Consider the following 7,991-nt stretch of genomic DNA (forward strand, 5'->3'; position numbering starts at 1 on the left):
AATGAATGAAACTCTGATACGTTCATTATCTGGTTTAGTATTTATATCAGTTTTGCTGTTTGCCACGCTTTTCTCCCCCGAATCGTATTTACTGCTTTTCGGATTGTGCCTGCTTCAGACGGCACGCGAATTTTGTGATTTGATCCAATTGCCCAAACTTCCGGCATTGCTTGTTTCAGGAGTGCTTTATGTGTTGTTTGCGGTATTTCCAACTTCAAGTGATTTTATTGATTTCGGATTGGTTTTTGCCTCTTTGGTAGTGCTTACAAGGTTGATTTTCTGGTTGTTTTCAAATAAGAACACCGGAAATGACAGGCAGGCCAAATGGGTTAGGCTCATCGGATACATCATACTGCCTTTCATCCTTATCGTCAAAATCCCAATGTTGACTACTGATTACGTTCCTTCAATAATAATTGGTATCTTTATACTGATTTGGACGAATGACACTTTTGCTTATGTTGTTGGGAAATCTATCGGGAAAAATAAATTGCTGGAACGCATTTCTCCCAAAAAAACCATTGAAGGATTCCTGGGAGGATTGGCATTTGCCCTTTTGGCAGGTGTTTTAATTGCGTTATTTTATGTTCAGGAACCGGTTTATGTTTGGGTGATAACCGCTATTTGTGTTAGTTTCCTGGGCACTATCGGGGATTTGGTCGAATCGAAATTCAAAAGGGCCGCCAACGTGAAGGACAGCGGGAATATCATGCCTGGCCATGGTGGCATGCTGGATCGATTGGATAGTATTATATTTGTAGCACCGTTTTTATTTTTATTTTATAAAATTTTAGTTTATGTTTCATAAAGAAGGATCGAAAATTATTTTAATAGCCAGTATACTGTTTGTTGCAGGGATTGTTTTAGCTGGGGAATTTGTTACTCTTGCCTGGTTAAGAATTGCTTTGCAGCTTTTGGCACTGTTTTTTTATGTGATGATTTTGCAGTTTTTCAGAAATCCCAACCGTACCATTGCGGTAGATAACAATACTATTGTCGCTCCTGTTGACGGGAAAGTGGTGGTTATCGAAGAAGTTTTTGAAGCCGAATATTTTAAAGACAAACGTTTGCAGGTTTCCATTTTCATGTCGCCGATTAATGTTCATGTTACTCGTTATGCTGTTTCGGGATTGGTGAAATTCAGTAAATACCATCCTGGAAAATACCTGGTGGCGTGGCATCCTAAAGCAAGTACCGAAAACGAACGTACGACCGTTGTGATCGAAAACAGTGTTTTTGGAGAAATCATGTACCGTCAAATTGCGGGCGCATTGGCCAAACGTATTGTAAATTATGCCGAAGAAGGGACTCAGGTCGTTCAGGGAACAGATGCAGGGTTTATAAAATTCGGGTCCAGGGTAGATTTGTACCTGCCGCTTGGAACCAAGGTAAATGTAAATTTAAATGAAAAAGCAATAGGGAATAAAACCGTTATTGCTGTGAAGTAATGTCTGAAAAAGATTTAGATACATTATTTAAAGAAGCGTTTGAAAAGGCTTCTAATATGGAGCAGGATTCGTTGCCCCAAGATGTCATGTTGCGTATTTATGCGTACTACAAACAGGCTACTTTCGGTTCTTTAAGCAGTATCAATTATGCCAACCAGGATGTAAGGGACGCTTTCAAGAATAATGCATGGCTCCAGGTAAGCCATATAACCGAGGATGAGGCAAAACGCCATTATATCGATTTAATAAACGAAATACTAAACAATAAGTTATGAAATCCACTCAGTTGTTTGTTATTGCCGTGACGGCCGCTACTGTAGTTTCATGTAAGAAAGACACGCTTCATGAAGTGGTTGATGTCCCTGCCACGCCTATCGTGGCCGTGAAGCAAAAAGGAGGGAAGCCTACTGATGTGAAAGCGGCGGAAGGAGCATTTCAAATCTTAGAATTGCCTTATGGTTATACCGCTCTGGAACCGCATTTTGATGCTTTAACAACTGAAATACATTATTCGAAACATCTTTTGGGTTACGTAAACAGCCTCAATAAATCCATTGTGGGGACAAAATACGAAACACTGGAGCTTGATGCGATATTAAAAAACCTGAACGCTTCGGATGCGGTGGTCAGGAATAATGCAGGAGGAGTCTACAATCATAATTTCTTTTTGGAAGGCCTTGGGCCGGCAACAGGGAAAGAGCCTGAAGGAGCTTTGATGGAATCTATCAATAAGGATTTCGGTTCTTTTGAAGAATTCAGGAATCAATTTACGGAAGCATCATTACGATTCATAGGCTCGGGCTGGACTTGGCTCGTTTCCGATAAGACAGGAAAATTGAAGATAGTCAATACGGCAAACAATGATAATCCGCTCATGAAGAATTTAGGTATTACCAGTGTTCCAATCCTGAATTTGGATTTATGGGAGCATGCGTATTACCTCAAATTCCAGAACAGGAAAAGGGAATATGTCAATACTTTTTTCAGTGTTGTCAATTGGGAGAAAATAGAGAAGAGATACGATGCGTTTCCTAAAGCAGCCCGCTCTTCCGTACCAACAGAAACTGCTGTGGAAGCTCCCGGAACCGAAACGCCAGTTCAGGCACAGCCGGTTGTCACACCAAAACCAGAAGAAAAAACAGGAGAATAATTATTTACCTGAAAATATAAAATAAAAACCCATTCGTTTTGAATGGGTTTTTTTATTGGTTGTATGTAGTTTGAAGTGTGTTATGCTCCTTCCGTTTTTTTGGCCTTGAAGATAAAATAAAGCCCTGCCAATACAAAAGGGATACTCAACCATTGTCCGGTTGTCAACAGTCCCAAAACGCTTTCAAAACCGCCCTGGCTTTCCTTTACGGATTCCACCAAAATCCTGATGGAAAATAAAGTCACTAAAAACATCCCGAAAATATAGCCTTCCTTCTGGCGTGCATTGGTTTTCCAATATAAAAAATACAATAAGGCAAATACGAATATATAACCAAAAGCTTCATAAAGCTGTGCCGGGTGCCTAAAAGGGATCTGGTTTAGGACATCGATGTATTTCGGATCAGTTTCGATGAGTTTAAAAGCCTGGTTTTCGTTATTGGTCTGCGTCATCTGCAGGATATTCTTATCTGCCCAGAAATCATCTTCCCGCACAAATTTGACAGCATAAAATTTATCTCCGGAAGTGATTGGCCCGTAAATTTCGGAATTGAAAAAATTACCCAAACGGACAAAAATCGCGCCGCTCGCCACAGGAATTACAACTCGGTCCAAAATCCATAAGTAGGATCTTTTGAGTATTTTGGTTTTATAGAAATACATAGCTACAATCACCAATATGGCCGCTCCGTGACTGGCTAATCCCTGAAAACCTGTAAATTTGAATTCCGGATTGAATCGAAACGGTAAAAAAACACTCAAAGGATCCTGTAAGAATAGTTCCGGCTGGTAAAATATCACATGGCCTAACCTGGCTCCCGCCAAAATCGAGACTACCATATAAATAAATAAGCTATCCAGTTTTTCGATAGGTTCGCCTTCTCTTGTAAAGATCGGCTTCATCAAAAGCCAGCCCAAAGTAAAGGCCACCACAAACATCAGGCTGTAAAAATGAAGGGTGAAGGAACCTATTTGTATTCCTTCGGAAGGATTCCAGATAATGCTTAAAAAATGTGTCATTTGTTGTATGTATAAATTCTTGAAATTAATGTTTTATGGTACAGGGTCGTAACCGCTTTTGCCCCACGGATGGCAGCTTAAGATCCTTTTGGCGCCCAAATAACCTCCATAAAGCAAGCCGTGTTTTTGCAAGGCTTCAATGGTATATTGCGAACACGTAGGCGTGTACCGGCAGGCAGCGGGCATTAAAGGCGACAGTACGGTTTGATACAGCCTCACCAAAAATACGAATGGCCATATGAGTATTTTTTGTGGGCTCACATTATTAAATTGAAAATGTTGTACCTTCTTTTCCGTCTTTCAGCTGTATTCCAATAGCCAATAACTGATCGCGTATGTCATCGGATAACTGCCAGTTTTTATTGGCCCGTGCTTCATTCCTCATTCCGATAAGCATTTCGACGGTCCCTCTTAATTTTTCCGAAAGGGTAGCGATCCCCAAACTTGAGGAAGCTTCATTGTTGATTCCAAGGACATCGAATAAGAAACTTGAAAAAGTGGTTTCCAAAAGCTGGATATCTTCGGCGGTTAAGGTTTCCTTTCCGTCATTTACCAAATTGACAAAGCGGGCGCCTTCAAACAACTGCGCGATTAAAATCGGAGTGTTGAAGTCATCGTTCATAACATCGTAACAGCTTTGTTTCCAGGCTGTAATATCCAATGAAGAAGCCGAATGGGGTTTAAGCGAAGCAATCAGTTTATAAGATTCCAATAACCTGTTGTATCCTTTCTCGCTTGAAACCATGGCATCATTGGAAATGTCCAAAACACTTCTGTAATGTGCCTGGAGAAAGCAAAAACGGACAATATTAGGTTCAAATTGTTTTTCGAAAAAACTGTTGTTGCCTTCGATAAGTTCCATTGGTAAAATATAATTACCGGTAGATTTGCTCATTCGCAACCCGTTCATGGTGAGCATGTTCGTATGCATCCAGTAGTTTACCGGTGCCGCATTGTTGCAAGCTTTTCCTTGTGCAATTTCGCATTCATGGTGTGGGAATTTCAAATCCATTCCGCCTCCGTGTATGTCGAAGGTTTCTCCTAAATACTTGGTACTCATGGCGGTACATTCTAGGTGCCATCCCGGAAAACCATCTCCCCAAGGAGAATTCCATCGCATGATGTGGGCCGGTGAAGCGCTTTTCCAAAGGGCAAAATCCTGTGGGTTTTTCTTTTCGCTTTGCCCGTCAAGGTCTCTTGTATTGGCAAAAAGCTCTTCGACGTTCCGGTTGCTCAATTCGCCGTAATTCAGTCCCTTTTCATTGTAAGCAAGTACATCAAAATATACCGAACCATTGCTTTCATAAGCAAATCCGAGGTCGATCAGTTTTTGTGTAAGTTCAATCTGTTCGATAATATGGCCTGTCGCGGTTGGTTCGATAGTAGGAGGAAGGAAATTGAAAGCATCCAAAACCTTATGGAAATCAACCGAATATTTCTGGACGATTTCCATCGGCTCCAGCTTTTCCAGTTTTGACTGTTTCACAAAACGATCGTTTTCAACATCGCCGTCATCGGTCAAATGCCCTGCATCGGTTATATTCCTGACATAACGGACTTTATAGCCCATATGCAGCAGATACCTGTAAATGACATCAAAAGACATAAAAGTCCTCACATTCCCCAAATGCACATTGCTGTAAACGGTTGGTCCGCAAACATACATGCCGATATTTCCTTCATGGATGGGTGTGAAATTTTCCTTTTCCCCCGTAAGGGAATTGTATATTTTTATGTTCTGATTCTTATATAACGGCATCTTATTGTTTTTTGAAGCTATTCCTGTCCCGTCTCAAAAGACGAGTGGCTATTTATAAGCTAATTTAAAATTTTGTATCTAATTTGATATAATCCAGGAATTCCCTTCTAGTGTGTTCATCTTTGAACTTTCCGCCAAATTCCGAAGTAACGGTGCTGCTTTCTATGTCTTTTATCCCGCGGGAATTTACACAAAGGTGCTTGGCATCAATTACGCAGGCCACATCCTGGGTGCCTAAAGCGATTTGCAATTCTTGTACGATTTGCATCGTTAAGCGCTCCTGTACTTGAGGCCTTTTGGCATAATATTCTACGATACGGTTCATTTTGGACAAACCTATTACCGTCCCGTTGGAAATATAAGCTACATGCGCACGGCCTACAATAGGCAGAAGGTGGTGCTCGCAGGTAGAATATACGGTGATGTTTTTTTCCACAAGCATTTCGCCGTATTTGTAGTTATTGGCAAAAGTGGAATTCTTGGGTTTTTTATTGGGGTTTAATCCTCCGAAAATTTCTTTCACGAACATTTTTGCCACACGGTTAGGGGTGCCGCTTAAACTGTCGTCCGTTAAGTCCATCCCAAGGGTTGTCAAGATATTTTCGACATCTTTTTTGATGGATTCTATTTTGCTTTCATCAGATAAATCGAAAGCATCTTTACGTAAAGGGTTTTTTGCATTAGTTGCGATATGATTGTTTCCAATTTCGTCTTGAAAATCGTCGTTATGAGCCATTAAATAAGGTTTTAGTGCTAAATTATAGAATTACTGCAAATATAAATAATAATAATTGATAAATTTTAATTAAAAAGCAGGGAATAGCCGTCCGGTTTTGTGGAAATTAATGGTAGAAATGGTAAATAGCGGTACTATGTTTCAGACAACGATTTAAACCCATTCTTCAAAAGGGATATTCGCAACAAATAACTGATAATGATGCATTTTTGTCAAAATCCACTATAGAAAAAAGATAGTAAAAAAAACAAGTATTTTCTTAAAAAAACAGAATTTATTTTAAGATAATCTTATTTTTAATTCTTTTATATTAAAGATTATCAGGAATAAAATGGTAATTTTAAATAATTCGTATTTTGTTAAAATTTAAAAAAAACAACTAAATTAATATTAAAGTATTCTTAAATTTATGTAAATTTCGGCGTTTTTAAACCTAACCGAAAATAAAAATGAAAAGAAAAATACTTCTAATCCTAATACTTTTAGGGTGCTTTAGTGCTAAATCACAAAGTTTGCCCATTAGTATTGATACTCCTTTACCGGTTTGTAATCCTGGTGATTGTACCGATTTACAGGTGAATTATCTAGCCACAAAACCAACTGGGACTTATACCGTTGCCCCAATTTTGCATACAGTGCCGGCAATTACGACTATCGGTACCGAATTGGCAATTGATGAAAATGACCATAGGGATGATATCTGGGGAGGAATTGTGCCATTGCCTTTCAATTTTTGTTTTTATGGCCAAAAATATGATCGTATATTAGTAGGAACCAATGGGGTTGTTACTTTTAATATTGATCCGGCTTACCCGGGAGGGATTCCTGGAGGGGTTGAAGAACCTTACGTTGATGGCGGTTGTAATTGGGGTTTCAACCAAAACCTGCCTTCTCCTGGATTCCATACGGCAAATGCCATTTACGGGGTTTACCAGGATACGGAGTACAGACGTTATGGTCCTACTCAAACAATCAATACCGCTCCTACGGGAATAGTCGATATATTCACACAATATATTAAGTATTATGTAGAAGGTACTGCACCAAACAGGCGATTTATTGTTCATTATAGCAAGATACCTCATTATAGTTGTGGTGGTGATTCACAAACAAGCTATATCGTTATGTATGAAACAACAAACGTTATAGATGTTATTGTTACTAGTAGGACCAGATGTACCGGATGGCAGAATGGAGTTGGGGTAATAGGGGTTATGAATCAGGCAGGTACATTAGGAACAGTTCCTCCTGGAAGAAATACAAACGATGCTTGGACTGCCAGTAATGAAGCTTGGCGTTTTACACCTTCTCAGGCTGGACCTTCCAATGCAACACTGACATGGCTGGAAAACGGAACTCCTATGGCCGCAAGCACTACTAACGTTAACCCGCTTAATGTTTGCCCTACTGTCAATCCAACAACATATACCGCTATTGTAACCTATACAGAGTGCGATGGGAGTACGGTTACGATTCAAGATACCGAAACAGTAAAAATTGAAGATTTCCCGCTCCGCGAGCCGGTACCGAAAACGATATGCGTTACAGGAGCGGGGCCTTATCCTTTTAATATCGACCAAACAGCTTATATGCTCAATGGCCTACCTGCTTCGGATTATAGCATTGTTTACCATGCGGGGTCTGAAACCGGTACGGTTATCCCTGCGGCTAATTTAAGCTCTTATCTGAGTGCAGGAGCAGGAGAATTGATTTGGGTTGTTGTGGAAGTATTCAATACAGGATGTATAAAATCCAAAAGCTTCCCATTAAATGCTGTTTCGACTCCTTCGGGCACGTTTTCTTATACTGGCAGTCCTTACTGTTCTGATGTGACAACGCCTCAGCTTCCGACTTTATCGGGATTGACTTCCGGGGGTAC

At 40.1% G+C, this 7,991-nt stretch carries 8 protein-coding genes and 1 pseudogene; 5 read left to right on the plus strand and 4 right to left on the minus strand.

Annotation, left to right across the window (positions count from 1 at the left end):
- The first annotated feature begins 1 nt into the window (after nt 1).
- From E4635_RS09775 to E4635_RS09790, 4 genes are read left to right on the plus strand one after another with little or no spacing between them, the layout of a single operon-like run.
- On the plus strand, nt 2-808 hold the full coding sequence (locus E4635_RS09775; RefSeq protein WP_135526451.1) for a phosphatidate cytidylyltransferase: 807 nt from the start codon (nt 2-4) through the stop codon (nt 806-808).
- A complete protein-coding gene (locus tag E4635_RS09780; protein ID WP_135526452.1) occupies nt 798-1,448 on the plus strand; it encodes a phosphatidylserine decarboxylase family protein in 651 nt (216 codons plus the stop codon). Before E4635_RS09775 ends, E4635_RS09780 begins: the two co-directional genes overlap by 11 nt.
- Nucleotides 1,448-1,723: an acyl-CoA-binding protein gene (locus tag E4635_RS09785; RefSeq protein WP_135526453.1), complete on the plus strand. Its 276-nt coding sequence runs from the start codon at nt 1,448-1,450 to the stop codon at nt 1,721-1,723. Before E4635_RS09780 ends, E4635_RS09785 begins: the two co-directional genes overlap by 1 nt.
- Nucleotides 1,720-2,598: a superoxide dismutase gene (locus E4635_RS09790; RefSeq protein WP_135526454.1), complete on the plus strand. Its 879-nt coding sequence runs from the start codon at nt 1,720-1,722 to the stop codon at nt 2,596-2,598. The genes E4635_RS09785 and E4635_RS09790 overlap by 4 nt, the downstream gene beginning before the upstream one ends.
- Before the next feature lie 80 nt (nt 2,599-2,678).
- On the opposite strand, the gene lgt is transcribed toward E4635_RS09790, so the two are convergent.
- The 4 genes from lgt to folE form a co-directional block, all read right to left on the minus strand.
- The gene (lgt, locus tag E4635_RS09795) at nt 2,679-3,617 is read right to left on the minus strand and encodes a prolipoprotein diacylglyceryl transferase (RefSeq protein ID WP_135526455.1); all 939 of its coding nucleotides are present in this window, start codon (nt 3,615-3,617) and stop codon (nt 2,679-2,681) included.
- A 33-nt stretch (nt 3,618-3,650) separates the two neighbouring features.
- Nucleotides 3,651-3,878, minus strand: coding sequence for a membrane protein insertion efficiency factor YidD (gene yidD / locus E4635_RS09800; protein WP_135526456.1), 228 nt, complete (start codon nt 3,876-3,878; stop codon nt 3,651-3,653).
- 4 nt (nt 3,879-3,882) lie between these two features.
- Entirely contained in the window at nt 3,883-5,376 is a 1,494-nt protein-coding gene (cysS, locus tag E4635_RS09805) for a cysteine--tRNA ligase (protein ID WP_135526457.1), read from the minus strand.
- A gap of 64 nt (nt 5,377-5,440) precedes the next feature.
- Entirely contained in the window at nt 5,441-6,112 is a 672-nt protein-coding gene (folE, locus tag E4635_RS09810) for a GTP cyclohydrolase I FolE (protein WP_135526458.1), read from the minus strand.
- A gap of 449 nt (nt 6,113-6,561) precedes the next feature.
- Here folE and E4635_RS09815 point away from each other — a divergent pair.
- Nucleotides 6,562-7,991: pseudogene (locus E4635_RS09815) on the plus strand (hypothetical protein); the annotation flags it as partial.

Origin of the sequence: Flavobacterium humi (assembly GCF_004745595.1) — a bacterium.
GTDB lineage: Bacteria > Bacteroidota > Bacteroidia > Flavobacteriales > Flavobacteriaceae > Flavobacterium > Flavobacterium humi.

Bases quoted from the DNA above. Each gene is read 5' to 3' on its own strand.
- E4635_RS09775 (WP_135526451.1), top strand. From the start codon at position 2: ATGAATGAAACTCTGATACGTTCATTATCTGGTTTAGTATTTATATCA.
- E4635_RS09780 (WP_135526452.1), top strand. From the start codon at position 798: ATGTTTCATAAAGAAGGATCGAAAATTATTTTAATAGCCAGTATACTG.
- E4635_RS09785 (WP_135526453.1), top strand. From the start codon at position 1,448: ATGTCTGAAAAAGATTTAGATACATTATTTAAAGAAGCGTTTGAAAAG.
- E4635_RS09790 (WP_135526454.1), top strand. From the start codon at position 1,720: ATGAAATCCACTCAGTTGTTTGTTATTGCCGTGACGGCCGCTACTGTA.
- lgt (WP_135526455.1), bottom strand. From the start codon at position 3,617: ATGACACATTTTTTAAGCATTATCTGGAATCCTTCCGAAGGAATACAA.
- cysS (WP_135526457.1), bottom strand. From the start codon at position 5,376: ATGCCGTTATATAAGAATCAGAACATAAAAATATACAATTCCCTTACG.
- folE (WP_135526458.1), bottom strand. From the start codon at position 6,112: ATGGCTCATAACGACGATTTTCAAGACGAAATTGGAAACAATCATATC.